Below are 26,258 nucleotides of genomic sequence, written 5' to 3'. Positions count from 1 at the left end.
GACCGGCCCGGATGGGTCCTGGTCGGCTCGGTCGGAGCTCACTTCGCGGGGCGGTCGCCGGCGTGCGGCTGCTCCAGCTGGGAGGCCAGGACCGCTGCCTGGACACGGCGATGGACACCGAGTTTGGCCAGCAGCCTGGAGATGTGGTTCTTGACGGTCTTCTCCGACAGGTAGAGCTTCTTGCCGATCTCGCGGTTGGTCAGCCCGTCCCCGATCAGGGTGAGGATGTCCCGCTCGCGGGGCGACAGGCTCGCCAGTTCGGGGGTGAGGGCGGGCGTCTCGGCGGGTTCGGCGCGCAGCGAGCGCATCAGGCGGGCCGTGGTCGCGGGGTCCAGCATCGACTGGCCCGAGGCGACCGTCCGTACCGCCGAGACCAGGTCGGAGCCCTTGATCTGCTTGAGGACGTAGCCGGAGGCCCCGGCCATGATGGCGTCGAGGAGGGCGTCCTCGTCGTCGAACGACGTCAGCATCAGACAGGCCAACTCCGGCATCTGGCTGCGCAGTTCCCGGCAGACCGTGATGCCGTCGCCGTCCGGGAGACGTATGTCGAGCACGGCGACGTGCGGGCGCAGCGCCATGCAGCGGACGAGGGCGCGCTCGGCGGTGTCCGCGTCACCGACGACCGAGATGTCCGGTTCGGAGTCCAGGAGGTCGGTGATGCCGCGTCGTACGACCTCGTGGTCGTCCAGCAGGAAGACACGGATCGGGTTCTGCTCCGTGACGGTACCTGTCTCGGTCATGACAACACCCTGTTCCCCGGTGGCGGACGGTCTGCGAGCTGCCCGTGAGGACGATCATTGCTCGCCGGGCGCGGATGCACTAGGGCCGACCGGCCCCAGTCGGCTTCGGGATAGACCCTGGCCGGCCCAACGGACAGGGGCCCGGCGCCCCCCCCGGCGGGCTCGCTCAGACCCGGCTGCCGGCGCCGTACGGGGCGTAGAGGTCCAGCAGCCGGGTCCGGGCGGAGCGGAGGCGGTGGGCGAGTACGTCACCGACCCATTGGGCGACGGTGCTGCCGATGGCCGGGTCTTCCCGGCACATCAGGCGGACGGCCGTGGCGTCGAACTCGTAAGCCCGCACCGGGGTCGTCGCCTCGGCGCCCAGGTGCCAGGAGTGCGGGGTGAACAGCCAGGACCAGCCGACGAGTTCGTTGTGCCGGAGGGTCTCGATGACGGCCGCACGGCGGCCCGGCACATGCATGTCGAGCTGGACCGTGCCCGTGCGGATGATCCAGAACCGGTCGGCCCGGCTGCCCTCCTCGAACAGGCGCGTCCCTTGCGGGAAGGAGACCTCGTGGGCGAAGCCCATGAGCCGCTGCCGGTGCTCGGCCGGCAGCGCGCGCGGCATGCTGGTCGTGGGGGTGGTGATCATGGCGTGCCTCCCGACGAGACGGGGAACTGTCCTGACCAGCGTGTGCCCGACGCCCGGCGGCCGACCATGGGCCACCCGGTCCACCGGCCGGGCCACTCGGCTCTGACCAGGGGACTTCCGGCATGCTGTGGCGCCACCGCCTCGGCTGTTCCATGAGTACGTGAGGCGCCCGTCGCTACCGGAAACCCCGACGTCGAGTTCACGCACCGCCTCGCGGTCCTGCCCGAACCCGAAGTCACCGACAAGGTGTTCTCCTCACCCGCGTCGATCGTCTCGACCCGCCGGAGAACCGGCCGCACACCATCAAGGCCGTACCCGCCCCTCTGGAGGACCGAGCCATGCGCATCGTCATCGCCCTGGGCGGCAACGCCCTGCTGCGCCGCGGCGAACACCCCGACGCGGCCGTCCAGGAAGCGAACATCGACCGGGTGACCACCGCCATCGCCGCCCTGGCCCACGACCACGAGATCGTCGTCACCCACGGCAACGGCCCCCAGATCGGCCTGCTCGCCGTCGAGAGCGCTGCCGATCCCGCCCTGAGCGCCCCCTACCCGCTGGACCTGCTCGGCGCCCAGACCCAGGGCATGATCGGTTCCCTGCTGGTCCGCACCCTGTACGACGCCCTGCCCGGACGCCGTATCGCCGCGCTGGTCACCCACACCCTCGTCCGGGCCGACGACCCGGCCTTCGAGCACCCCACGAAGTTCGTCGGCCAGGTGTACTCCCACGACATCGCGTCCGCGCTCGCCGGCAAACGCGGCTGGCGCATCGCCGCCGACACCACCGGCTGGCGCCGCGTGGTCCCCTCCCCGACACCCGTACGCGTCCTGGAGACCGACACCGTCCACGACCTGCTGGCAGGCGGCACGCTCGTCATCTGCGCGGGCGGCGGAGGCGTCCCCGTCACCGCCGACCACGACACCGGCGCGCTCACCGGGGAGGAGGCCGTCGTCGACAAGGACCTCACGGCAGCCCTGCTCGCCGAGCACCTCAAGGCAGACTTCCTGCTCATCCTCACCGACGTGCCCTGCGTCTACACCGACTACGGAACCCCAGACCAGCAGCCCGTCCTCGGCGCCACGCCCGCCGATCTGCGCCGGGGTGGCTTTCCCGAGGGCTCGATGGGTCCCAAGGCCGAGGCCGCCGCCCGGTTCGTCGAACGCACCGGGGGACTGGCCGCGATAGGGGCCCTGGACGCGGCGTACGAGATCGTCCACGGCAGGTCCGGCACGCTCGTCCGCCCGGACCTGCCCGCCGGGTGACGGTCGCCGACCGGAGGGCCGTCCGGCCCAGGCAGGAGGGGGCCGGACGGCCGAGTCCACGCCCCTGCCCGGCCCTCCCGACGACCAGCACGTCGCACGGAGCATGGAGTCAGGGAGACATCCCCGTGCGGAGCAAGGGAGAGAACCGGCGATGACAGCGACAGTGACAACGGGAACGCGCGCAACCGAGGCATGGCACGGCTTCGCCGGCACGCCGTGGCGCGAGCGAAGCGAGATGGGGGTCCCCCCGGCCGAAGGCTGGGGGAGCGTCGACGTGCGCGGCTTCATCCAGGCCAACTACACGCCGTACGAGGGCGACGCGTCCTTCCTGACCGGTCCCACCGATCGGACGCGAGCCGTGTGGGAGAAGGTCAGCGCCCTGTTCCCGGAGGAGCGCAGCCGGGGCGTCCTCGACATCGACACCAAGACCCCCTCCACGATCACCTCGCACGCGCCCGGATACATCGACCGCGAACGGGAGTTGATCGTCGGCCTACAGACCGACGCCCCGCTGAAGCGCGCGATCATGCCGAACGGCGGCCTGCGCATGGTCGAGAACAGCCTGAAGGCATACGGCTACGAACCCGACCCCTTCGTCACGCGCGTCTTCGGCACCTACCGCAAGACCCACAACGACGGTGTCTTCGACGCGTACACCCCCGAAATGCGGGCGGCCCGCAAGGCGGGCATCATCACCGGTCTGCCCGACGCCTACGGCCGCGGCCGGATCATCGGCGACTATCGGCGCGTGGCCTTGTACGGCACGGACCGGCTGATCGAGGCCAAGAAGGCCGAGCGGGCCCTGCTCGACGCCTGTGCGTCCTCCACCGAGGTCATCCGGGACCGGGAGGAACTCGCCGAGCAGACACGGGCGTTGGGCGAGCTGACGCGGATGGCGACCTCCTACGGCTGCGACGTCTCCCGGCCCGCCGCCACCGCCCACGAGGCCGTGCAGTGGCTCTACCTCGGCTACCTCGCCGCCGTTAAGGAGCAGAACGGCGCCGCGATGTCGCTCGGCCGCACCTCCACCTTCCTTGACGTCTACCTCCAACGGGACCTGGACGAAGGCGTGTTGGACGAGTCGCGTGCCCAGGAGCTGATCGACGACTTCGTGATCAAGCTGCGGATCGTACGGTTCCTGCGCACCCCCGAGTACGACGCCCTGTTCTCCGGCGACCCGACCTGGGTGACGGAGTCCATCGGCGGCATGGGTGAGGACGGGCGCACGCTGGTCACCCGCACCTCCTTCCGCTTCCTGCAGACGCTGTACAACCTCGGCCCGGCGCCCGAGCCGAACCTGACGGTCCTGTGGTCGCCCCAACTGCCCTGCGCCTTCAAGGAGTTCTGCACTCAGGTCTCCATCGACACCAGCGCCGTCCAGTACGAGTCCGACGACCTGATGCGCCCGCGCACCGGCGACGACACCGCGATCGCCTGCTGCGTGTCGGCGATGCAGGTCGGCCGGCAGATGCAGTTCTTCGGCGCCCGCGTCAACCTCGCCAAGGCGCTGCTGTACGCGGTCAACGGCGGCCGGGACGAGATGACCGGCGAACAGGTCGCACCCGAGATGCCCGCGCTCACCGGGGAGTACCTGGACTACGACGAGTTGGCGGCGGCGTACGACCGCGTCCTTGACTGGCTGGCCCGGACGTACGTCAACGCGCTCAACGTCATCCACTACATGCACGACAAGTACGCCTACGAGCGCATCGAGATGGCGCTGCACGACTATCCGGTGCACCGGTTCATGGCCTGCGGCATCGCCGGTCTGTCGGTCGCCTCGGACAGCCTGTCCGCCGTCAAGTACGCACGGGTGAAGGTGTTCCGGGACGCCACCGGCCTCGCCGTCGACTTCCGCACCGAGGGCGACTTCCCCGCCTACGGCAACAACGACGACCGCGCCGACAGCATTGCCGTAGGACTCGTCGAGTCCTTCATGGCGAAGGTGCGCCAGTACCCCACCTACCGGAACGCCGAACACACCCAGTCGGTGCTGACGATCACCTCGAACGTCGTCTACGGCAAGCACACCGGCAACACTCCCGACGGCCGACGCACCGGAGTGCCCTTCGCTCCGGGCGCCAACCCGATGAACGGTCGCGACCGGCACGGGGTCGCCGCCTCCATGCTCTCGGTCGCCAAGCTGCCGTACGAACAGGCCCGTGACGGCATCTCGCTGACGACGAACATCACCCCGGAGGGACTCGGCCACCGCCCCGAGGAACGCGCCGGGCATTTGGTCGGCATCCTCGACGCCTACATGGCGGCGGGCGGCTTCCACATGAACGTGAACGTACTTGACCGCTCCACGCTGCAGGACGCCATGGAACACCCGGACAAGTACCCGGACTTGACCATCCGCGTCTCCGGTTACGCCGTCAACTTCGTCCGCCTGACCCGTGAGCAGCAGCTCGACGTGATCAGCCGTACCTTCCACGGATCGCTGTGAGCACCGTCCGGGCCGTGACGACCGGCCGGATCCACTCCTGGGACCTGTCCACCGGCGTGGACGGCCCCGGGACCCGGTTCGTCCTCTTCGTCTCCGGTTGCCCGCTGCGGTGCCTGTACTGCGCCAACCCCGACACCTGGCACATGCGTGACGGGCGGGAGGCGACGGTCGACGAGGTGATGGCGGAGATCGAGAAGTACCGCGCCTTCATCACCATCGCCGGCGGCGGCGTGACCCTCACGGGCGGCGAGCCGCTGCTCCAGTCCGCCTTCAGCAGCGAGATCCTGCGCCGCTGCAAGGAGGCCGGACTGCACACCGCCCTCGACACCTCGGGCTTCCTCGGTGCCCGCGCCACCGACGAACTCCTCGCCGACACCGACCTGGTGCTCCTGGACATCAAGTCCTTCGACCTCACGACCTACCGCCACCTGACAGGCGGCGCACTCGCCCCCACCCTGAACTTCGCGACCCGCCTCGACCGGCTCGGCGTCCGCATGTGGATCAGGTACGTCCTGGTACCCGGCTGGACGGACGACGCGGAATCCGTGGACGGCCTTGCCGACTTCGTCGCGGGACTCGGCTCGGTCGACCGCGTGGACATCCTGCCGTTCCACAAGCTGGGCGCCGCGAAGTACGAGGCCCTCGGCGTACCGTTCCCGCTGCGCGACAGTCCCGTCCCCACTCCCGAACTGGTCGAACGTGTCCGTCAACAGTTCCGGGCGCACGGTCTGTCGGCCTACTGATCGCGACACCAGGGTGGTGTAGCGCCCGAGGGCACTGAGACCTGCGGCCCCAGGTACGCGGCCCCGGTGACGCCGGCCGGCAGGTTGCCCCGCAGCCGAGGAGGGCGACGGCTCCGGGCACCAGGCCGTGACAGGTGAGGTGTGTCCGAGGCGCCGGATGCCGGGCACGCACCCCAACAGTCCCTGGAGACAGGGCCGTTCAGCCCCGCGGCCACGGACCTTCGGCATCCGGCGCCGGCCGCCCCGCGAGACAAGAGTGAGGAACGTCGGACACCGACCGGACGACAGTCCCACTCTCCCCGAAGGGATCACCACCATGGCCGTTCACGAGACCCCTCACCCCAGCCAGGGCTTCCACCTGCCGTCCTCGCGCAGCAACCGGACCGCCCCCGCCGCCGTCTCCGAGCCCACCGTGTCGGCACACAGCGACACCCACGTCGCCCGGGCCTATGCCTTCGCGTCCCTGCGCCTGCTCACCGGGTTCGTCTTCCTGTGGGCCTTCCTCGACAAGACCTTCGGCCTCGGCTACGCCACCCCCTCCGGCAAGGGCTGGACCGACGGCGGCTCGCCGACGAAAGGCTTCCTGAGCGGCGTGGCCGCCGGTCCGATGGAGTCCACGTTCCACTCCTGGGCCGGTGCCGGCTGGGTCGACTGGCTGTTCATGCTCGGTCTGCTCGGGGTCGGGGCCGCGCTCGTCGCCGGTGTCGCACTGCGCTTCGCGGCCGTCGCGGGCACTTTGATGATGGCGTTCATGTGGCTGGCCGAATGGCCGCCCGCCCAGCACCTCTCGGACGGCTCGCCGAGCATGTCGCCGAACCCGTTCGTGGACTACCACCTCATCTACGCCGTCGCCCTGATCGCCCTGGCCGCTGTCTCCGCCAGCGACACCCTCGGCCTCGGCAGGCTCTGGGCCAAGCTCCCGCTGGTCCGCCGTAGCCACTGGCTGCGCTGATCGCGGGAGGGGCGGCGGGCTCGTCGGTGAGCCCGCCGCGCCGAACACCGGCCAGGGCCGTTCGGTCCCATGCAGGGACCTGCGGCCCATGCCGGGCGCCTCATCCGAGGACCAAGCTCGAATCAGGACCCCGATCCAGAAGGTGGACACCATGACCCGCACCGTCACCGTCGGCCTCGACGGCTCCGCCGAGAGCCGGGCGGCGGTCGAGTGGGCCGCCCGCGAGGCACGGCTGCTCGGCCTGCCGCTGAAGCTCGTTCAGGTCTGGGAGCCCGTACCGGCGCCCATGGCGCAGGCACCGCTGCTCGGCGCCGAGAGGCAGCAGTACTGGACCGAGCGGATTCCCCGCGAGACGGCGGAAGGCATCCGGCTGCGCCATCCCGGCGTTGAGGTGACCGCTGAACAGCTTTCCGGCCGGCCCGCCGACGTACTGGTGAGCGCCGCGAAGGACGCGGAGCTGCTCGTTCTCGGCTCCCGTGGACTGGGCGGGGTCGGCGGGTTCATGGTCGGCTCGGTCGGGCTGTCCGTCGTGGCTCATGCCGACCGGCCGGTCGTGTTCGTCCGTGCGGGGGAGCAGGCCGCCGACGAACACGAGACGGACCCGGTCGGCATCCGGTCCGCGGCGATTCCGTTCCGGCCCGTAGTCCTCGGCCTCGACATCGAGAGCCCCGACGACGAACTCATCGGGTTCGCGTTCGCCGCGGCCGCCCGCCGCAGCACCTCACTTCGCGTCGTCCACGGCTGGAACCCACCCGCCTACTACGCCTACGGCCTGCCCGTGGACCTCGAAGTGCAGGATGCCCTGGCACTGCGCGAATCCACCGCCCTCACCGAGGTCCTGCGCCCGTGGACGGAGAAGTTCCCGGAGACCGAGGTCACCGAGGAGTGCCCCTACGGCACCCCCGGCAACCACCTCGTCGACGCCTCCCGTGAGGCATCTCTGGTCGTCGTCGGCCGCCGCGTCCGGCGCGGCCCGCTCGGTGCCCACATCGGCTCCGTCACCCACGCCGTCCTGCACCACTCCACGGCCCCCGTCGCCGTCGTCCCGCACGACTGACCCACACCTGAGGAGCAGCAACCATGAAGGCAGCGGTCGTACGAGCCTTCGGCGAACCCCTGGTCATCGAGGACCGCCCCGACCCCGAACCCGGCCCCGGCCAGGTCCGCGTGCGCGTCGAGGCCTCCGGGCTGTGCCACACCGACATCCATGCCGCCCACGGCGACTGGCCCGTCAAGCCGATCCCGCCGTTCGTCCCCGGCCACGAAGGCGTCGGCCTCGTCGAGAAGCTCGGCGACGGCGTCACCCACCTGTCCGTCGGGCAGCGGGTGGCCGTGCCGTGGCTCGGCTGGGCCTGCGGACGGTGCGAGCACTGCCTGTCCGGCTGGGAGACGCTGTGCGAGCAGCAGATCAACACCGGCTACGGCTGCGACGGCGGGTACGCCGAGAAGATGCTGGCCTGGGCCGACTTCGCCCAGCCGGTGCCCGACGGCGTGACCGCCGTGGACGCCGCCCCGCTGGCCTGCGCCGGCGTGACCACGTACAAGGCGCTCAAGGTCGCGGGTGTCCGGCCCGCGCAGCTCGTCGCGATCTCCGGTGTCGGCGGACTCGGACACCTGGCGGTGCAGTACGCGAAGATCGCCGGGGCCACCGTCGCCGCGATCGACGTCACCGACGAGAAGCTCGAACTCGCCACCGCGCTCGGCGCGGACCTCGTCATCGACGCCCGCAAGGACGACGTAGGAGAGGTCCTCAAGCGGCACGGCGGTGCGCACGCGGCGATCGCCCTGTCCGTGAACGAGGCCGCGTTCGCCGCCGTCAACTCAGGTCTGCGGCGCGGCGGGAAGCTCGTCATGGTCGCCCTGCCCGCACACGGCACGATCCAGGTCCCGATCTTCGACACCGTGCTGAACGGCACGTCGGTGATCGGCTCGATCGTCGGCACCCGGCAGGACCTCGCCGAGGTCTTCCAACTGCACGCGGCCGGCCGGACCAAGGTCATCTGCGAGACCCGCCCGCTGGACACCGTCAACGAATCCATCGCCGACGTGCTGCGCGGCGACGTCAGGGCCCGGATCGTCTTCGACCTCGGTAAGGGACGGTGAGGACGATGGACCTCCCGATCATCGTCGGCGTCGACGGCTCCGAGCCCAGCCTGCGAGCCGTCGACTGGGCTGCCGACGAGGCCGTACTGCGCGGGATCCCGCTGCGGGTGGTCTACGCCTCGCTGTGGGAACGGTACGAGGGCACCTCGCTCGCCACGGACCTGAACAAGCCGTCCGAGCAGGTGCGGGCCGAGGACATCGTCGATACGGCAGCCCGACGCGCTCGCCACCGACAGCCCGACGTGAAGGTCTCCACCGACGTGCTGCCCGAGGAACCCGAGTACGCGCTGGTGCGGGAGAGCAGGACCGCCTCGCTGCTGGTGACGGGCACTCGTGGTCGCAGCGGGCTCGCCGAGGCGCTGCTGGGTTCCGTGAGCCTGGTCGTGGCCGGGCACGCGCAGTGTCCGATGGTCGTCGTGCGCGGCAACCACGACAACCAGGCCCGGACCGGAACACACGGCCGTGTGGTCGTGGGTGTCGGAGAGAAGCCGGCAGGTTCGGCGGCGGTGCGCTTCGCCTTCGAGGAGGCGCGGCGGCGTGGGGTGCCGGTGGACGCCGTACGGGCCTGGCGGTGGCCCGCGCGCGAGAGCACCGATCTTCCACTGCTCGCCGGAGAACCCGCCCGACTGCACGAGCAGCAGGCGGTGGAAGCCCTGGAAGCGGCGCTCCAGGACGCTCCCGCCGATGTCGCGTCACACCGCCGTACGGTCGAAGGCCGCACCCGGACCGTGCTCGTGGACGCCTCGCGGGACGCCGACCTCCTGGTTGTCGGAGCCAAGCGCCGCGCTGGGCACTACGGGCTCCAACTGGGCCGGGTGGCCCACGGGGTACTGCACCACTCCACCTGCCCGGTCGTGATCGTGCCCGAGCGGGTGTGACCGCCGGAGGGTCCGGGGCACGGCGGCTTCTCGCACCCGGACCCGGCCTCGTCGACCAGGTTCTCGACAAGTGTCCAGAGGCCGTACGCACCACCTGGCGTCACTGCGTCGATCTGCCCGAGGTCGTGGACCAGCTCTGGAACGCCTCAACCGACCACTCACCAAAAGGAGTTCACCGTCATGACCGTACGAGTCGGCATCAACGGCTTCGGCCGCATAGGCCGCACCTATCTGCGCGCTGCCCTCGACCGCGCCGAGGCGGGCACCCAGGACATCGAGGTGGTCGCGATCAACGACATCGCCTCACCCGCCACCCTGGCCCACCTGTTGGAGTACGACTCCACGTTCGGCCGCATCGGACGCGAGGTGAGCCACGACGACAGCTCGATCACGGTCGACGACCGGCGCATCGCCGTCAGCGCCGAACGCGACCCGGCCGCCCTGCACTGGTCCGACTACGGCGTCGGCGTCGTCGTCGAGTCCACCGGCCGCTTCCGCGACCGCGACTCCGCCGCCCTGCACCTGAAGGCCGGTGCGCACACCGTGCTGCTGTCCGCGCCCGGCAAGAACGTGGACGCCACCATCGTGATGGGAGTCAACGACGCGACGTACGACCGTCACCGCGACCGGATCGTCTCCGCCGCCTCCTGCACCACCAACTGCGTCGCCCCGATGATGAAAGTGCTCCACGACGCCTTCGGTGTCGAGCGCGGCATGATGACCACCATCCACGCCTACACCAACGACCAGTCCCTCCTCGACGGCCCGCACAAGGACCTGCGCCGGGCCCGCTCGGCCGCACTGAACATCATCCCGACCAGCACCGGAGCCGCCCGCGCGGTCGGCCTCGTCATACCGGAGCTGGCGGGGGCGCTGGACGGTATCGCCGTCCGAGTCCCTGTCGAGGACGGCTCGCTCACCGACCTCGCCGTGGTCCTGAACCGGGAGGTGACCGCGGACGAGGTCAACGAGGCGTTCACCGTGGCCGCCGAGGGGCAGCTCCAGGGAATTCTCCGGGTGTCGAAGGCCCCCATCGTGTCCCGTGACGTCATCGGCGACCCCGCCTCCTGCATCTTCGACCCGGCCCTCACCCAGGCCAACGGCACGCTCGTCAAGGTCTTCGGCTGGTACGACAACGAGTGGGGCTACACCAACCGGCTCCTCGACCTCACGGCTCTCGTCGCCGACGACTGACATGCCCCGGAGGGGACCGGCGCCATGGGACGCCGGTCCCCTCCGCATGTCACGGACGACCGGCGGAAAGGGTTGGGCCGACCGGCCCCCGATACACCCCGGACAGCCCACGGGCCCCCTCGCTGATCCGCTGGATGCTCGAAGTGCCGAGACAAAGCCCTGGAGGAGACGCCTGATGACGGACGACGTACTCAACCGATCCCCGGTCCACGCGCTGCTGGCGGCCGGCGCCCAGACCCACCCGGGCTATCGCGCCCTGCTGGCCGAGACCCAGGGCCGGGTCATCGGCCTCGCCGAATACGACACGGGAGGCGACGACAAGGACTCCGCGGAGACATCCATCGCCGTCTCCGACGGCCTGCACCACCGTGGTGTCGGCACCCTGCTCGTCGAGCACCTGGTCTCCGCGGCCCGCGCCGAGGGCATCGTCACCTTCACCGCCGACGCACTCAGCGAGAACCACGAGGTGCTCTGCCTCTTCGCCGACCTCGGGCTGCGCACGGAGCGCCGCTTCGACGGCACCCGCGCACCTGCGCCGACCTCCTGTCCTGCTACGGCATCCCGCAGATCCCGTGGGCCTGGGCCGAGACCGAGAACGACGCCGCCCTGGCCGCGGAGCGGCTGCGCGGCTTCGACGGACGCGTGGTCATGAAGGCCCACTGGCCCGGCCTCGTGCACAAGACGCAGCAACACGCACTCCACCTCGACCTGCGGGGCGACTCCCAAGTACGCGCCGCCTTCCGGGACTTGGAGACACGGTTCGCGGGACTGATGACCGGGGTGGTCATACAGCCGCTCGCCGCCCGCGGCACCGAACTGTTCGTCGGCGTCGTCCAGGACGGGGTCTTCGGACCGCTCGTCCTGTTCGGACTCGGCGGTACGGCACCCGAGGTACTAGCCGACCAGGCGGCGCGGCTCGCCCCGCTCACCGACCACGACGTGCACGACCTGATCACGCCCCGCTGCTGTTCTGCGCGGACGGCAGCGGCCCCGTAGACCTACAAGCCCTGGAACAACTGCTGCTGCGCCTGTCCCGCATGGCGAGCGACCTGCCGCAGCTCGCCGAGGCCGACTTCAACCCGGTCCTCGCGGCACCGGACCAGGTCACCGTGCTCGACGCATACGTCCGCCTGCTGCAGCGCCCGCCCCACGACCCCTACCCGCGCCGACTCCGCTGAGGAGGAACAGCCATGAAGCACAACAAGGTCGGCTCCGTGATGACCAGTGACGTCGTCCGAGCCGAATACGGCACCCCGTTCAAGGAGGTGGCGCGACTGCTCGCCGCCCACCGGATCAGCGGACTGCCCGTCGTCGACGAGGACGACAAGGTGATCGGCGTCATCTCCGAAACGGACCTCATGGTCCGCCGGGCGACGACCCCCGACCCCTACGAACCCCCGCGCCGTCGGCGGTTCGCCGCGCTGACCCGCGGCGGCCGGCAGCAGGCCGCGAAGCCCGAAGCCCGTACGGCTGGGCGGCTGATGACCGAGCCGCCGGTCACCGTGCACGCCGACGACACCGTCGTCGAGGCCGCCCGGACCATGGCCCGGCATCGCGTCGAGCGGCTGCCGATTCTCGACGAGGCGGACCGGCTCGTCGGCATCGTCACCCGACGGGACCTGCTCCAGGTCTTCCTGCGGCCCGACGCGGAGATCCATGACGAGGTTGTCCAGGACGTGCTGGGGCGCACCCTGTGGGTGCCGCCCCACGGCATCGACGTCTCCGTGACGGAAGGAGTCGTCACCCTCACCGGCCGGTTGGAGCGCAGGAGCGAGACGGACATCGCCGTCTCGATGACCCGCCAGATCGACGGCGTGGTCGCCGTGGTCGACAAACTCACCCACCGGCTGGACGACGCACGGGTGCGGTCCGACGAACAGGAACAGGCACTGCACAGCGTGAGCGACGACCGGCTGCGCCGGCTGTGAGCCGAGGCGGACCATCATGACCGGCAAGGCGCGGGTGGCAAACGGGACGACCAACGGATCGACCGCGCGGATGGCCGGCTGCACACGAGAGTTGAAGTCGTTTTGAACAGACTGTGGGAGTCACTGCGTGACCGAGTTTGCGAAGTCGGTTCGCTGTCCGGCGGGCCCCGGACGGGCAGGGCCGGAGCCACGGAAGAGGCAGCGGCGCAAGGAGTCCAGGCTCGATCCGTGGAAGCGGTTGATCGACGGGAACTGCGGGCGGACCTGAATACTCCGTCCAAGCAGCGGCCCACGGCACAGCGGATCTTCGACCGGCTGGTCGAGGAGCATGAGGAGGACGGCTTCTCATGTCCCGTCGTCCGTGTCCACGTGAAGGGGCGTCGCAGGGAGATCCGTTGACAGGCCGGAGTGGGGACGGAGGCGATGTTCGTGCCGCAAACGCATCTGCCGGGCCCTGGCCATCGTGCGCGACCCCGGGTTCAACGTCGGCGACGCATGCGCTGATCTTGGTGTGTGAAGTGTGGCAAAGGTTCATCAGTGAGCCCCCGCCAACTGGCGTTGGGAACATCTGGTCTCGTTGCCTTGAATCCGCTGCGCCAGTTGATCAGTGCACCTACCACGAGTTCGATGTAGTCGAGCATCTCGCGAACCATCGCGTCGGTGTCGACGGAAGCTACATCTCCCGGGTCCGAGGAAGCCTGCTTGCGCATGACCCCGAGGGCCTCGAACACCAAGTTGTAGGTATCAGCTACAGCCATGCGGAGTTTGGGTTCAGAGAGCCCCGAAAACCGGACAATGCACATGTCGCCGAACTTGTCCGCCGCCTGCCATAACGTGGACCAGTCACCGCGAGGCGGCTGCCACGGTTGTGGGTTGAAGGCGGCGTGGACTTCGAGTAGCCCCGCGGCAAGATCCTCAGCAGCTCCAAACGCCAGCTGTTCGCGTGCGGATTTCCTCTCGTGCCATCTCGTTGCGTAAAACGTGCCGACGGCGAGCGTGCCAGACAGCAGTGAACCCAGCAGCGCGGAGCCGCTGCCGTCCCAGAAGCCATCTGCGAGATCCACATCCCTCCCAGGAACGCAACTACGGCAAGTTTCAAGTGTCCCTCTGTACCCCGGAGTTCGTCACCACTTCGTCCCAGTCCCTGTTGTCGCCTCGCCGGCCGAGTCGAATGAACTTGTCGATGAGTGGGACGTGGCCGACGAGGAGCGCCGGTTGTGTTCGCGGGCCCCGCACGGGCGGCGAGTACTTCGCGCAGGAACAGTCGCCCATGCGGCCGCGGTCGCGTGAGGTGTTCGAGACGGGCCGGTGGTTCACCCCGCAGGTCACCTGCTCAGGGCAGGTCGCCGTCCGCAGCGACGCCTACTCCGTGCCGTTCTGTCTGCCCCGCCCTGGCGCCCTACCGAGCCTTCCGTCCCTGACGGGCACGCTCGCGTCAACGATCAGCTCGTTCTGCCCGGTACGCAACGCAGCCTGAACCGGACCGGTCTATCGCCCCAGCGCAAGCCTCATTCACTCGAAGGGATGACTCGCCAGGATCTGACCGTCTCGCATCTCCCCTTGCTTCTAGGGTGGTTGAGCGTTGCCCGAGCCCCCGGTGACCGTCCCACGATCCACTCCCGGACTCTGAGGGTCTCGCATGAGGAACCGCCATGGGCATCAACGACGGGCACCCGGACTCCACCCAGCCCCGAAGCAACTCACTGGCGGGGCTCCTTCCGCCCCCGTGCCGACACGCGAGAAGTTACCTTGACCGCGGTGTCACCGTGATAAAGCTCCGCGGAGCCATCGACCTGAGCAACATCCCTGAGATCCAGGCGCATACCGACGCCGTTACTGCCCGGCACGGTGTCCGCGTGATCGTGGATCTGCGACCCGTGGAGTTCCTCGACTGTGCGACCCTCGGTCTGCTCTGCAGAACCCGATGCAGGGTCCTGGAACGTGACGGCCACTTGGCGCTGGTGTGTGTCCGTGCCTGGCACCTGCGGATCTTCAAAGTCGCCGGACTCCACACGCTCTTCGAGCCTCTCGCCACCCTGGAAGACGCCCTGAACCACAGACGGTGAACCCACCAACAGCCCTTAGCCGGCAGGGAATTTCAAGCAATGCCGACGAGTCGCATCACGATCGCGGACCGGCCCGCCGCCGGCATCGGCCGAATCACGTCCTGCCGCCATTACCCCGCCCTGATATGCGCTCCCTGGGCAGGGCCTTCGTCTTCTTGCGGGCCCACATCTTTCGCCCCCTGCCCCCGGGTCGCAGTGACTGTCCGACCACTGTGAGCGGCAGGAGCCGCATCGCCGACAACGCAGCTCCGGGCGGGCGGTGAGGACGGGGCGAGTGCGAGCCGGTGATGGGAAGACATCCTGAGCCTCGCACACACCGCTCAGCCCTCGTGCTCGGGAGTCCCGCGAACCAACTTGATACGCCGCACGGTCCACACCCACTTCGGCTCCACGGTCCTCACACCTTGAACGGCGTCAGCGAGGACGAGCTCGGCCAGGGCGCCTGGGAAGCCCGCTAGGGCGGCTTCCTTTGCGGGATTCGGCGGTACGGCGGACCCGCGCCGGGATCTTGTCACCCGAAGTTCAGTGGGCTCGCTGCGCGCGCGGACCCGGTTCCGGGTCCGGCACAGGACACTGAGCCCGGAGCAGTCGATGAAGGACACGGACCGCAGGCCGAGCGCCGGATCGGGGTGTGGGCCCGAGGTCAGGGCGTCGAGGTGGGACGTCGGCGGGATCGCCGTCACGAGGTCGATCCCGCCGTGCCACGTCATGGCGGTCGCCCCGTCGATGCTGCGTACGGTGCGCGACGGTGCGGACCTCGTGTGGTTTTCGGGCATGGTGAGATCGAAGCCTCAGTGGAAGTCCGTGCGGAAGTGCCTATCGGTCCCTGGAGGTTGGGCCAGGTAGGCCCCGGTACATGCCGCGCTCAGCAGGGCCCGTCCGGTCGGGACGATGGCCCGACCGGCCCAAGCGGTCCGCCTCGCACTCAGGTCAAGCTGGACGTGCGGGGTGAACCCGGCGCGAGCGGGACGCCGGACTCGTACTGGCAGCCGAGATTCCGCCCCTGACCATCAGCAAGCCGAGGGACGTGATGACCATGCCCGAACAGACACGGACCAACACCGATACGTCGGCGGAACGACCCTTGGGCGACCTGGGGCGCCGCCTCGCCACCCGGCGCGCACAACTGGGCCTGACCCTCCCGGAGGCGGCCACCCGGGCGGGCATGGCGACCAGCTACCTCAAGTACCTGGAGGAGCACCCCGGCGCCGCACCGAGCAGGGATGCGCTCCTCGGCCTGGCCGACGTCCTGGAGACCACGGTGTCGGAACTCGCGGGCGCAGCCGTCGATCTGCCGCCCGGGCTTGAACAGGCCGCTCGCAGCCCCGAGTTCACGGAGCTGAGCACGGGCGAGTGCAGGTTCCTGCTCGGCACACACGGGGTCGGGAGGATCGCGGTGTCAACCGGTTCGGGACCTGTCGTCGTGCCGGTCAACTACAGCGTCGTCAATGGCGCGATCGTGTTCCGGACGGCCTCCGGCGCGACGCCTTCGCTGGCCGTCGGCCGTCGGGTGGCCTTCGAAGTCGACCGCATCGACGACGCGTTCAGCCGGGGCTGGAGTGTCCTCGTGCGGGGGCGTGGGCGAGCGGTGACGGACCCCGCCGAGGCACGCCGGCTCGAGGACGGTGCCCACAGCAGGCCGTGGGCGGGAGGCGAGCGCGAACTGTGGGTGCGGGTCGAACCGCAGGTGGTCACGGGACGCCGGATCACCGTGTGAGGGAGACGTCGTCGTCCGGCACGGTCCGGGCGGGCGGCACTCCCGCCTCCCCACGTCGCAAGCCGAACGGCCCTGTTCCAAGGGGCCGTTCGGCGTTCTGACGAGTACTCATGGCTCCTGCCCCGTCGGTCGGCGGGCGACGAACATCGTCGGTGGAGGCACTCCGGCCCGGATCGTCGGGCGGCGCCCCTGGTCCGCCGCGGACCCGCCTTCGGCGCCTCCTGCCCCAGGCACACGTCCTGGGCACACCCTGAGCGCGCAGAAGGGAAGCAGGCTCATGACTGTCCCACACGTGGTCGTCGGAGTAGACGGCTCACTGGTCTCCGTACGGGCGTTGGACCAGGCCGCGGAGGAAGCGGCACGGCGCGGCATCGCGCTGCGCGTGGTGTACGCGGTGCCCGACCGCGACGAAGCCGGCCCGGTTCTCGCGTCCTCCGGCTCGCGCGTGCGGGAGCGGCACCCCGGTGTGTCCGTGGAGACCAAGGCCGTAGCCGACGGCGTCGTGCGGGCGCTGGTCCGCGAGAGCGCGGACGCGGTGCTCACGGTCGTCGGCCCACGGGGACTCGGTGGACTGGCCAACCTCGTGTGCGGAGCGGTGAGTTCACGGCTGGCCGCGCAGGCGCACGGTCCGCTGCTGGTCGTACGCGGGGAATGCCCGCACGACGATCGCCGCGATGTGCTGCTCGGCCTGGCGAGCGACACCAGCACAGAGGCGGCCCTTTACGCCCTTGAGGAGGCGGAACTGCGCGGCGCGCGCCTGCGTGTCCTGCAATCCTCGACGCATCGGCACACGAGTCCCGAACTGCCCTTGCTGATACCGGCGATGAGCCCGGGACAGCGGAGCCGCCCGAGGGTGGCGGTGGAGAGTCGGACGGTCCACACCGCCCCGGCGCACGCCTTGGTCGAGGCCACCCGGGATGCCGTCGTCGTGGTCATCGGATCGCACCGGCCGGGCAGCGGACGCGGCGGACACCTGGGGCCGGTCGCGCGCACTCTCCTGCACCACTCGCACTGCCCCGTGGTCGTCGTCCCCACCGGATGCCGGTGACCACGTCAGGGCGGACACGGATCGTCTGCTCGTTCCACAGTCGTTGCCACCCAGGCCGCAACAACGCCTGACAGCGGGCCAGTTCACCGGGATCGGCCATGAGCTGGACGGACCCCTCGTGGATACGGATGACGATGTCCCGTAGTACAGAACATGGTTGACCAGGCGCTCGGTCGACAACGCGCGCCGGGTGAAGACGATGGTCCCCCACGACACGCTGCCCAACAGCCGCGGCGCCTCGGTGCTTTCGCGCTCCACACGCCGACGAGGGCCTGCGGCGACCGGACGGAACGGGGTGGCGGGGCCGGACGGCGCGCTTCAGGGACCCATCCGGCCCTGTCGGGGGTGTGGCGCCGAGCGCGAGTCTTGAGGCCTGGGAAGCAAGACCGGGGCTGCCGAGCCCGACGCCGCAAGGTCGCGGACCAGGCGGCACGCGGTGCCCGTCGGCGAACCGCTGAGCGAGGCGCCCAGGTTCTGAGACTGCGCGAGGGAAAGGGAGGACCGTCATGAGCGGCCCGGTCGTGGTAGGAGTCGATGGCTCGCAGTCGGGAATGGCGGCGGTGGAGGCCGCGGCGCACGAGGCCGAACGGATCGGGGTGGAGCTCCGGTTGGCGCACGCGTTTGAGTGGTCGTCGGCCCATGTGCCGTCCGGCGTTCCACCCTGGGATCGAGGTGGGGCCGGGGCGTGCCGTGAGGTGAGGGGCGCGTTGACCGAGGCCGAGGGATGGGCCCTTCGTGCCGCGCCCCATGTCCGTGTGACGCACGAGGTCCTCCTGGGTTCCCCCGTGACGGTGCTGGAATCCGGATCCCGTGAGGCGTCGCTCGTCGTGGTCGGCAGCCGTCTGCCGGGTAGGTCCGGCTCACTGCGAGCCGGCTCGGTGGCTGGGCAGTTGGCAGCCCATGGACGTTCTCCGGTACTGGTGGTGCGAGGCAGGCCCGACCCGGCCGGCGCCGTCGTGCTGGCCGGCGGCCACACGCAGGAGGCCTGGGCAGCGGCGGAGTTCGCCTACGCCGAGGCGTCGGCCCGTGGCGCGAACCTGGTCGTGCTGGACAGGACGACCACGTGGAACAGCCGGTCGCACCACGGCTTCGCCGACGCTCTGTCCGTGCTGAGCGAGAAGTACCCGGACGTCACCATGCACCGTGCCCGTGTCCGAGGCAGCCTCTGCCGGGCGCTCGTCGAGGCGAGCACCCGAGCACAACTCGTCGTGGTCGGCTCGCGAAACCGGGACCGCCTCGCGGGTGCACTGCTGGGCCCGGTCAGCCGGGCGGCACTGCACCACGCGGACTGCCCCGTTGCCGTGATCCGCTCGAAGAAGGGGTGACCGGGCGGCGACGTTGCCGCCTGACCCCGTCTCATGTACTGACCAGCGATCCAGGATGTGCCGGTCTGGATCGCAGAACAGCAGCGTCGGGCAGCAGGTACGGAGTCGGGCGTACGGCTCGGGGAGTACCGGCGCCGAAGCGCGACGCTTGACCGGTCCATCTTCGTGTTGTCGCACCGGGCGTGCTGCACGATGCGCCGATCGACCGTGGGGTGTTGTGACGAGTGCCGGTGCCGGAGAGAAGGCATGCGGCGACGAGTTGACCGCAGCGGGAAGCCCCAGCGCCTGAAACTGACAGTTACGGGCAAATTGCGCCCATGGGTGACGGTTCGGATGCTGACGGTGATCCGCTGCCGGCTCCCGAACTGCCGCCGGTGGCGTTGAAGCCGCGGGGGAGAGTGCGTTGACCTGCTGAGACGCACCGATGGGGTGGGCCGGGGCGGGGGTGCGTGCACTTCCGTCTCCGGCGCCCGTGCTGCGCCGCAGGTTACGCGAGAGCCGGGGATTGAGGGGTCCGCGCAGGCGAGGCGTCGATTCCGTTGGCCTGCCTCACATCGAGAACTCGCGTATCACCGTGTTGCGGAACACCGCGCTGCCGCCGATCGTGAACAGCGCGAGCCGGGTGTCCAGCAGGTACGGGAACACCTGGCTGGTGTGCACATAGCGGCCGTCGTCGACGAACATCTCCACCGACGTGCGGTCCACCAGGATGCGCAGCTTCACGGTGCCGGCGGACGGGTCGAACGGGGTGTGGCTCTCCTGCCACTTGCCGGACGTGTCGGCGTTCACCGTGTTGCGTCGGTTGAGGAAGGCGTAGTCGGCGTAGATCCCGGCGTCGATGTGCCGACCGCCGTCGGGTGAACGCCTCAACTGGAGGCCGGCGCCGGTGAGTTGGGACCACGTGAGCTCGGTCGTCACCTCGTAGGAGATACCGGTGTAGTCGAGCACCTTCGTGCCGTCCACGGTCACGTCGCCCAGGTTCACGGTGCGGGAGACATGAGAGTCGAGGCCGGCGACGGGCTGGGAGGCGAGGTAGTAGGTGTTGTCGGACGCCTTCTCCAGGGTGATCTCGCGGACGATGGAGTCGGTGCCGTTGAAGCCGTCGCAGTCGATGGTGGGGGTGGTGTTGGCGTAGTCCCAGTTGTTCACCCATCCGATCGCGTACCGGGCTGCCGCGTCCACCGCGCCGCTCGCGTTCCGCTTCTCGAAGGTGACGGCGCCGTACCAGTCCCAGCCGTGGTCGAGCCACTGCGGGTCACTCGCGTCGGCGGTGAACGCGCTGCCGTCGAAGGAACCCGTCCAGTAGGCGTACGTGTTGGGCAGCCCCGAGCCCTTCCCGTTGGCGCTCGCGCCGAGCACCCACTTCACGGTGCCGTCGCCGGCGGTGATGCGGAACAGGTCGGGGCACTCCAGTACGCCGATGCCGTCGTGGACGAAACCGCCCACGTACGTCCAGGACTTGAGGTTGTCGGAGTGGTAGAAACCGATCTTGTCGTTCTCGGCGAGGGCCATCACCCAGCGGCCCCGGTCCTCGTCCCGGATCACCTTGGGGTCGCGGAAGTCGGCGACGCCGGGGTTGGGCAGGACGGGGGCGGTCCCGTAGTTGGTGAAGGTGAGACCGCCGTCGGTCGAGTAGTACAGGAACTGCTCCTGGTCGTCGGTGCCGCCGCCGGGGGACATGGTGACGATGACGACGACCGCGCCCGCGCCGAATCCGGCCGTGTTGCCGGTGTCGACCACCGCCGAACCCGACCAGAGATCGCCGTTGGGCGTGGTGTCCTTGGGCACGGCGACCCCGCGGTCGGTGAAGGAGACCAGGTCCGTGGTGGTGGCCAGGCGCCACGCGGTGCCGACGACACCGGTGAAGTAGTCGGCGTTGTAGAGGTAGTAGTAGCGGTACTCGCCGTCGATCCAGACGGGCCGCTGCGGGTCGTTCTTCCAGTGGTCCGGGACCGTGAAGTGGTACGCGGCACGGTAACTCGCCCCGGTCACCGCGGACTTGGCGGCGCCCTCGGCCTTGGGCCTGGGCTTCGGGGCGGCAGTGGCCGTTCCGGTGGGCAGCAGTGCGACGGCGGTACCCGCCGCCGATCCTGCGAACAGTGATCTCCTGGAAATCCCCGATGTTCCGGGCATGACGCATCGTTCCTCTCGTGGCGGCTCACGGAGTAGAGCAGAGCAAGGGCGTGGAAAATCGGCTCCTGCGAACGAGGACTGTAGACCTAACTCGTTAAAGGTCAAGCGTTCCCGACCCTTGACAGGGCTGCTGCCCGGTTTCCATCATCTGGGGCATCACCCCTGAACTAACACGAGTTAGGCCCGTTGATGACTGACTCGCACATCCCCCGCCGCACGCTGCTGCGGTACGGCGCGTACGGGGCCGGAGCAGCCGCCCTGGCCGGGACCGCCGCGAGCTGGGACCGGCTCACGGGAGCCGACATCCCCGGCCGTGACGACGGCTCCCTCGTCGTCGCCACCCTCGGCGCCGCCTTCGACCCGGCCACCATCGACGCCCTCACCAAGGGCTTCCACCGGCTCCACCCCGACATCCCGCTGCGGGTGAACGCGGTGCAGGCCGTCGACTGGTCGGACTTCTTCGCGAAGATCCTCACCCAGATCGCCGCGGGTACCGCCCCCGACCTGGTGTATGTGGCCACCGAGGGCGTGCAGTTGTTCGCCCAGAAGCTCGGCGTGGCCCTGGACCACTGGGTGCGGCGGGACGCGGCGGAACTGCGTGAGTACTTCGCCGACGTCCACCCCTCGCTGGTCGAGTCGATGATGTACGAGGGGCACCTCTACCAACTCCCCATGGAGTTCAACGCCGCCGACATCTACCTCAACAAACAGGTGCTGAAGCGGGCGGGCGCGGGCTTCCCGGCGGCCGACTGGAGCCGCGACGACTTCACCGCGCTGCTGCGGGAGATGAAACGCACCGGCGGTGCGCACTTCACGCCGTACTTCTGGACCAACCGGCTGTGGGGCGGCGTGGTGCCCTGGCTCTTCGCGAACGGCACGAACCTGTTGAAGGAGTCGAAGGCGCCCGGCGGCTCCTGGCTGTGGGACAGCTTCTACCCGGCCGCCGACCGCAAGGGACGCGGCGGCGGCTTCCGCTGGAGCACCCCGCAGGCCACCGCCGACCGGGTCGAGGAGGCGTACGACTATCTCGCCTCCCTCGTCCAGGAGGACCTGTGCACCCGGCCCGAGGGCGGCAACGGCAGCAATCTGGTCGGCGTGTTCTCCACCGGCCGCGTCGGCGTCACACCGGCGGGCGGCTTCTGGGCGGGCGGCCTGCAGCAGGCCGGCATGCGGGCCGACGGCTACGACGTGCAGTACTTCCCGCGCTGGCGCACCCAGCGCCACCAGTTCGGCGCGGCGGGCTACGCGCTGCTGCGCACCTCGAAGAAGCAGGAAGCCGCCTGGGAGTTCATCAAGTACGCGGCCCGCAAGGACACCATGACCATGCTGTTCAAGAGCAACCAGACCACCCCGGCCCGGCGTTCGATGCTGAACGCCGCACGCTACGCCGAGAGCGGCCCGGCGCACTGGCGGGTCTTCTACGACACCCTCGACCGGTTCCCCGACACCGGCCCGATCCCCGCGCCGCCGCAGGTCGCCGAGGTGACCGACGTCCTGCTCAAGTACACCGGCACCGCGCTGGCCTCGCCGCGTGCGGTGGGTCCCGCGCTGCGCAGGATGCAGGGCGACCTGGAGCGGGCCATGGAGCGTGAGATATGACGAACACTCAGATCCCCAACTCCCAGGTAACTGCCGCACGTTCGCGGCCCGCCGCGCCAACCGCCGCCGTACGGCCGTCCGTCCGCGACCGCGGCTCCCGGCTGCTGGCCGCGCTGTTCCTGGCGCCCACGGTCGTCGGCATCGTCGTCTTCACGGTGGTGCCGATCATCGGGTCGATCGTGCTGAGCCTGTTCCACTGGAACGTGATCGACCCGCCCCGTTTCGCCGGCGGCGCCAACTACCGCACCACCTTCACGGATTCGACCGTCCTGGTCTCCTTCCGCAACACGCTCCTCTTCATGGTCCTCGCGGTCGCGCTGCAACTGCTGATCGCACTGTCGCTGGCGCTCGCGCTGAACGGGCGGATGCCGGGGTGGCTGCGGTCGCTGTTCCGTTCGGCGTTCTTCTTCCCGCTGGTGCTGTCCGCCGCTTCGATCTCGGTGGTGATGAAGTACCTGTTCAACCAGGACTTCGGGGTGGTGAACTGGCTGATCGGCCTGGTCGGCATCGCGCCCGTGCCCTGGCTGACCTCGGAGCACGCGGCGATGGCCACGGTGGTCCTGGTCTACGTATGGCAGCAATTCGGTTTCTCGTTCCTGCTGTTCGTCGGCGGTCTGAACAACATCCCCAAGGAGATCCACGAGGCCGCCGCCCTCGACGGCGCGACCGGCCTGCGCAAGCACCTCGGCATCACCCTGCCGCTGCTGTCGCCGACACTGCTCGTCGCGTCGGTGGTCGGCATCATCAACGCCCTCCAGGTCTTCGAACAGCCCTACGTCCTCACCGACGGCGGACCCGGCGACGCCACCCGCACCGTGGTGATGGTGATCTACGAGAGGGCCTTCGAGCAGCTCGACTTCGGCGAGGCATCCGCGGTGGGCGTGCTGCTCTTCGCGCTGATCATGGCGGTCACCGCCGTCCAGTTCCGGCTCAGCCGGCGTTTCGTCCACTACCAGTGAGCCGGTGAGCCGCATGAGCGCTATGAGCCAAGCAACCCCGACCCTGAAGGCAACCCCGACCCTGAGCCGCGTACGACACTCCCTCGCCCCCTGGACCCGGATCGCCGTACTGACCGTGTGCGCCCTGCTGACGCTGGGCCCGGTCATCTGGACCGTCTCCACCTCGCTGCGCACTCCGGCCCAGTCCTTCGACCTGCCCCCGCAGATCATCCCGACGCACCCGACGACCGCCGCCTACCGCGGGGTCTTCGATCAGATCGACGTATGGCTGCTCGCCCTGAACTCCACTCTCGTGACGGCACTGATCGCCGTCGGCCAGATGATCACGGCGGGCCTGGCCGGATACGCCTTCGCGCGCCTGGAGTTCCGTTTCAAGAAGCCGCTCTTCGGCCTGGTCCTGGCGACCATGATGGTGCCGTTGCAGGTCACCATCGTGCCGGTGTTCCTGGTGCTGAAGTCGATGGGCCTCACCGACACGCTCCTCGGCCTGATCATCCCGGCCTTCCCGACGGCCTTCGGCACGTTCCTGATGCGCCAGTACTTCCTCGGTATGCCGAAGGACCTGGGCGAGGCGGCCATGCTGGACGGCGCGGGGACCTGGCGGATCTTCCGCTCGGTGTACGCGCCGCTGGCCGCGCCCGGCCTGGCGATCGTCGGCGTGCTGGCCTTCAACTACCACTGGAACGAGTTCTTCCGCCCGCTGATCCTGGAGACCTCCAGCCAGAACTACACGCTTCCGCTGGGTCTGGTCTCCCTGCAGGGCAACCTCGGCACCGGGTCGATCTCGGTGGTCCTGGCCGGGGTCGTGCTCTCGATGCTCCCCGCCCTCGCCGTGTTCGTCGTCGGCCAGCGCCCTCTCCGCGAGGGCATCACCTCGGCAGGAGTCAACCGTTGAGCAATGACCCCAACGCGCCGCGTTTCAGGGTCCGTCCGCCCGCCGGCTGGATCAACGACCCCAATGGGCCGTTCCGTTGGCGGGACCGCTACCACCTCTTCTACCAGCACAACCCCGACGCACCGGTGCACGCGAACGTCCACTGGGGTCACGCCTCCAGCGCCGACCTCGCGCGCTGGGAGCACCACCCGATCGCGCTGACTCCGACGCCGGGCGGCCCCGACGAGGCCGGCTGCTGGTCGGGCTGCGTGACCGACGACGCCGGCACACCGACCGCCGTATACACGGGAGTTGACCATGCCCACACCGGACTCGGCACCATCTGCCTGGCACGGGCGGCGGACCCGGACGACGAGCGGCTGACTGAGTGGAAGCCGCTGCCGACACCGGTGGTGGCCGGGCCGCCGCCGGGCCTGGACGTCGTGATGTTCCGCGACCCGTTCGTCTTCCGCCACGCGGACAGGCGCTGGGCGCTCGTCGGCGCCGGGCACGCCGACGGCACGCCGTCGGTCCTGCTCTACGACTGCGACGACCTCACCGACTGGCGGTTCGCCGGTGTGCTGCTGGACGGCAAGGACCCGGTGGCCGCGGGCGTGTTCGGCGACAAGTCGGTGGGCTGGGAGTGCCCGCACCTGTACCGGACGGCGGGCGGCGAGTACGTACTTCTGGTCTCCTTGTGGGACGGAGATCCCTGCTCCACGGGATATCTGACGGGCAGTCTGGAGGCTGATGGCAAGGGCGAGTTGAGGTTTGAGCCACGCACCGGCGGCCGACTCGACCAGGGACGGGACTTTTACGCCCCCGCCGTGCTCCAGGAGCCGGACCGCGCACTGCTGTGGGGCTGGTCGTGGGAGTCCCGCCCGCAGGAGGAGATAGACCGGGCCGGATGGGCGGGCGTACTCACGGCACCCCGGGTGGTCGACGTCCACCCCGACGGTTCACTGCGGGTGAGTCCGGCACCGGAACTCGAACTGCTGCGCCCGGCCGAGCCGTTCGTCACCGAGCCGGGCCGGGTTCCGCTTCCGCACACGTACGACCTGACGGTCACCGCCTGCGAACCGACCACGTTGAGCCTGCTCCGGGACGCGGTGGGCCGGGAGTTGACCGTCCGGGCGGACCCCGCCTCGGGGACGGTCGTCCTCGACCGCAGCGCCTGGCCCCGGACCGGCAGGGAAGGCTCCGCCCCGATCACCGTGCACGTGCCGAAGGCGCCGGAACTCGTACTCCGGCTGCTCGTCGACGGCTCGCTCCTCGAACTCTTCGTCGCGGACCGGGCCATGGTCACCGAGCGCGTCTCCCGGCGCCCCGGCGACATCGCCGAGCTGGTCGTCGACGGGCCGGGGGCCCGGGTCACGGGGTGGGCGCCGGACGCAGGGGGGCGCGGTTGACCGTGGGCCGGGGCAGGCGCGGGTCGGGTGCGCGGGTTACGGGGTGGGCATCGGGCCTACGGAGGCGCGGTTGGCTATGGGCCGGGGCGGGCGCGGGCCGGGTGTCCGGGTTACGGGGTGGGCGCCGGACGCACGGAGCCGGGGCTGGCCATGGGCCGGGGCGGGCGTGGGCCGGGTGCCCAGGTCACCGGGCGGCCGGCTGGACCCACGGAGTCGCGGCTGACCAGAGTGCAGGCCACACGCGGACC

22 protein-coding genes and 3 pseudogenes are annotated in these 26,258 nt (G+C 69.9%); 20 read left to right on the top strand and 5 right to left on the bottom strand.

What is annotated here, in order from left to right; all coding sequences use genetic code 11:
• Positions 1 to 38 precede the first annotated feature (38 nt).
• Complete coding sequence (locus tag OO70_RS16065) at positions 39 to 740, bottom strand: response regulator (protein ID WP_043670583.1); 702 nt, start codon at positions 738 to 740, stop codon at positions 39 to 41.
• A 166-nt stretch (positions 741 to 906) separates the two neighbouring features.
• Positions 907 to 1,371 (bottom strand): Crp/Fnr family transcriptional regulator, encoded by a 465-nt coding sequence (locus OO70_RS16060; RefSeq protein ID WP_043670579.1) that lies wholly within the window; start codon positions 1,369 to 1,371, stop codon positions 907 to 909.
• A gap of 338 nt (positions 1,372 to 1,709) precedes the next feature.
• On the opposite strand from OO70_RS16060, the gene OO70_RS16055 reads away from it, so the two are divergent.
• From OO70_RS16055 to OO70_RS16005, 11 genes and pseudogenes are all read left to right on the top strand, one after another.
• Positions 1,710 to 2,633 (top strand): carbamate kinase, encoded by a 924-nt coding sequence (locus tag OO70_RS16055; protein ID WP_043670576.1) that lies wholly within the window; start codon positions 1,710 to 1,712, stop codon positions 2,631 to 2,633.
• Positions 2,634 to 2,784: 151 nt separating this feature from the next.
• Positions 2,785 to 5,082, top strand: a complete 2,298-nt coding sequence (gene pflB, locus OO70_RS16050; RefSeq protein WP_043670573.1) for a formate C-acetyltransferase — start codon at positions 2,785 to 2,787, stop codon at positions 5,080 to 5,082.
• The gene (gene pflA, locus OO70_RS16045) at positions 5,079 to 5,825 is read left to right on the top strand and encodes a pyruvate formate-lyase-activating protein (RefSeq protein WP_043670572.1); all 747 of its coding nucleotides are present in this window, start codon (positions 5,079 to 5,081) and stop codon (positions 5,823 to 5,825) included. The genes pflB and pflA overlap by 4 nt, the downstream gene beginning before the upstream one ends.
• A gap of 316 nt (positions 5,826 to 6,141) precedes the next feature.
• Positions 6,142 to 6,777 carry a DoxX family membrane protein gene (locus OO70_RS16040; protein ID WP_043670569.1) on the top strand — a complete coding sequence of 212 codons (636 nt, stop codon included), beginning with the start codon at positions 6,142 to 6,144 and terminating at the stop codon, positions 6,775 to 6,777.
• Between the two features lie 151 nt (positions 6,778 to 6,928).
• Complete coding sequence (locus tag OO70_RS16035) at positions 6,929 to 7,834, top strand: universal stress protein (protein WP_043672548.1); 906 nt, start codon at positions 6,929 to 6,931, stop codon at positions 7,832 to 7,834.
• 23 nt (positions 7,835 to 7,857) lie between these two features.
• Entirely contained in the window at positions 7,858 to 8,880 is a 1,023-nt protein-coding gene (locus OO70_RS16030; protein ID WP_043670566.1) for a zinc-dependent alcohol dehydrogenase, read from the top strand.
• 5 nt (positions 8,881 to 8,885) lie between these two features.
• A complete protein-coding gene (locus OO70_RS16025) occupies positions 8,886 to 9,758 on the top strand; it encodes a universal stress protein (protein ID WP_043670563.1) in 873 nt (290 codons plus the stop codon).
• 180 nt (positions 9,759 to 9,938) lie between these two features.
• Complete coding sequence (gene gap / locus OO70_RS16020) at positions 9,939 to 10,952, top strand: type I glyceraldehyde-3-phosphate dehydrogenase (RefSeq protein WP_043670560.1); 1,014 nt, start codon at positions 9,939 to 9,941, stop codon at positions 10,950 to 10,952.
• Between the two features lies 1 nt (position 10,953).
• A pseudogene (locus OO70_RS56845) lies at positions 10,954 to 11,373 on the top strand (N-acetyltransferase family protein); the annotation flags it as partial.
• A 101-nt stretch (positions 11,374 to 11,474) separates the two neighbouring features.
• Positions 11,475 to 12,130 (top strand): annotated as a pseudogene (locus OO70_RS52435) (acetate--CoA ligase family protein); the annotation flags it as partial.
• A gap of 12 nt (positions 12,131 to 12,142) precedes the next feature.
• Positions 12,143 to 12,880, top strand: coding sequence for a CBS domain-containing protein (locus OO70_RS16005; protein ID WP_043670554.1), 738 nt, complete (start codon positions 12,143 to 12,145; stop codon positions 12,878 to 12,880).
• A 479-nt stretch (positions 12,881 to 13,359) separates the two neighbouring features.
• On the opposite strand, the gene OO70_RS54610 is transcribed toward OO70_RS16005, so the two are convergent.
• The gene (locus OO70_RS54610; RefSeq protein WP_158711480.1) at positions 13,360 to 13,944 is read right to left on the bottom strand and encodes a hypothetical protein; all 585 of its coding nucleotides are present in this window, start codon (positions 13,942 to 13,944) and stop codon (positions 13,360 to 13,362) included.
• Positions 13,945 to 14,532: 588 nt separating this feature from the next.
• Here OO70_RS54610 and OO70_RS15995 point away from each other — a divergent pair.
• On the top strand, positions 14,533 to 14,946 hold the full coding sequence (locus tag OO70_RS15995) for an STAS domain-containing protein (RefSeq protein WP_078651425.1): 414 nt from the start codon (positions 14,533 to 14,535) through the stop codon (positions 14,944 to 14,946).
• A gap of 320 nt (positions 14,947 to 15,266) precedes the next feature.
• Here OO70_RS15995 and OO70_RS55355 read toward each other — a convergent pair whose 3' ends face one another.
• Positions 15,267 to 15,722 (bottom strand): STAS domain-containing protein, encoded by a 456-nt coding sequence (locus OO70_RS55355; protein WP_051741278.1) that lies wholly within the window; start codon positions 15,720 to 15,722, stop codon positions 15,267 to 15,269.
• 260 nt (positions 15,723 to 15,982) lie between these two features.
• Between OO70_RS55355 and OO70_RS15985 the strand changes: the two genes are divergently transcribed.
• From OO70_RS15985 to OO70_RS56000, 4 genes and pseudogenes are all read left to right on the top strand, one after another.
• The gene (locus OO70_RS15985) at positions 15,983 to 16,663 is read left to right on the top strand and encodes a helix-turn-helix domain-containing protein (protein WP_043672525.1); all 681 of its coding nucleotides are present in this window, start codon (positions 15,983 to 15,985) and stop codon (positions 16,661 to 16,663) included.
• A gap of 277 nt (positions 16,664 to 16,940) precedes the next feature.
• Positions 16,941 to 17,711 (top strand): universal stress protein, encoded by a 771-nt coding sequence (locus OO70_RS15980; RefSeq protein ID WP_199827323.1) that lies wholly within the window; start codon positions 16,941 to 16,943, stop codon positions 17,709 to 17,711.
• 506 nt (positions 17,712 to 18,217) lie between these two features.
• A pseudogene (locus tag OO70_RS56005) lies at positions 18,218 to 18,628 on the top strand (universal stress protein); the annotation flags it as partial.
• A gap of 6 nt (positions 18,629 to 18,634) precedes the next feature.
• Positions 18,635 to 19,036 carry a universal stress protein gene (locus OO70_RS56000; protein WP_234336875.1) on the top strand — a complete coding sequence of 134 codons (402 nt, stop codon included), beginning with the start codon at positions 18,635 to 18,637 and terminating at the stop codon, positions 19,034 to 19,036.
• 549 nt (positions 19,037 to 19,585) lie between these two features.
• On the opposite strand, the gene OO70_RS15970 is transcribed toward OO70_RS56000, so the two are convergent.
• A complete protein-coding gene (locus OO70_RS15970) occupies positions 19,586 to 21,169 on the bottom strand; it encodes a glycoside hydrolase family 32 protein (protein WP_043670544.1) in 1,584 nt (527 codons plus the stop codon).
• 189 nt (positions 21,170 to 21,358) lie between these two features.
• On the opposite strand from OO70_RS15970, the gene OO70_RS15965 reads away from it, so the two are divergent.
• The 4 genes from OO70_RS15965 to OO70_RS15950 are packed head-to-tail and all read left to right on the top strand — an operon-like array spanning position 21,359 to position 26,010.
• The gene (locus tag OO70_RS15965; protein ID WP_043670541.1) at positions 21,359 to 22,768 is read left to right on the top strand and encodes an extracellular solute-binding protein; all 1,410 of its coding nucleotides are present in this window, start codon (positions 21,359 to 21,361) and stop codon (positions 22,766 to 22,768) included.
• Positions 22,765 to 23,727 (top strand): carbohydrate ABC transporter permease, encoded by a 963-nt coding sequence (locus OO70_RS15960; RefSeq protein WP_043670538.1) that lies wholly within the window; start codon positions 22,765 to 22,767, stop codon positions 23,725 to 23,727. Before OO70_RS15965 ends, OO70_RS15960 begins: the two co-directional genes overlap by 4 nt.
• Positions 23,728 to 23,749: 22 nt before the next feature.
• The gene (locus tag OO70_RS15955; protein ID WP_043670535.1) at positions 23,750 to 24,622 is read left to right on the top strand and encodes a carbohydrate ABC transporter permease; all 873 of its coding nucleotides are present in this window, start codon (positions 23,750 to 23,752) and stop codon (positions 24,620 to 24,622) included.
• Positions 24,619 to 26,010, top strand: a complete 1,392-nt coding sequence (locus tag OO70_RS15950; protein WP_043670531.1) for a glycoside hydrolase family 32 protein — start codon at positions 24,619 to 24,621, stop codon at positions 26,008 to 26,010. The genes OO70_RS15955 and OO70_RS15950 overlap by 4 nt, the downstream gene beginning before the upstream one ends.
• Positions 26,011 to 26,258: the final 248 nt, after the last annotated feature.

The sequence above is a fragment of the Streptomyces xylophagus genome, from assembly GCF_000716435.1.
Taxonomy (GTDB): domain Bacteria; phylum Actinomycetota; class Actinomycetes; order Streptomycetales; family Streptomycetaceae; genus Streptomyces; species Streptomyces xylophagus.
Note: the sequence above shows the minus strand (reverse complement) of the source record. Positions and strands in the feature narration are given on the sequence as shown.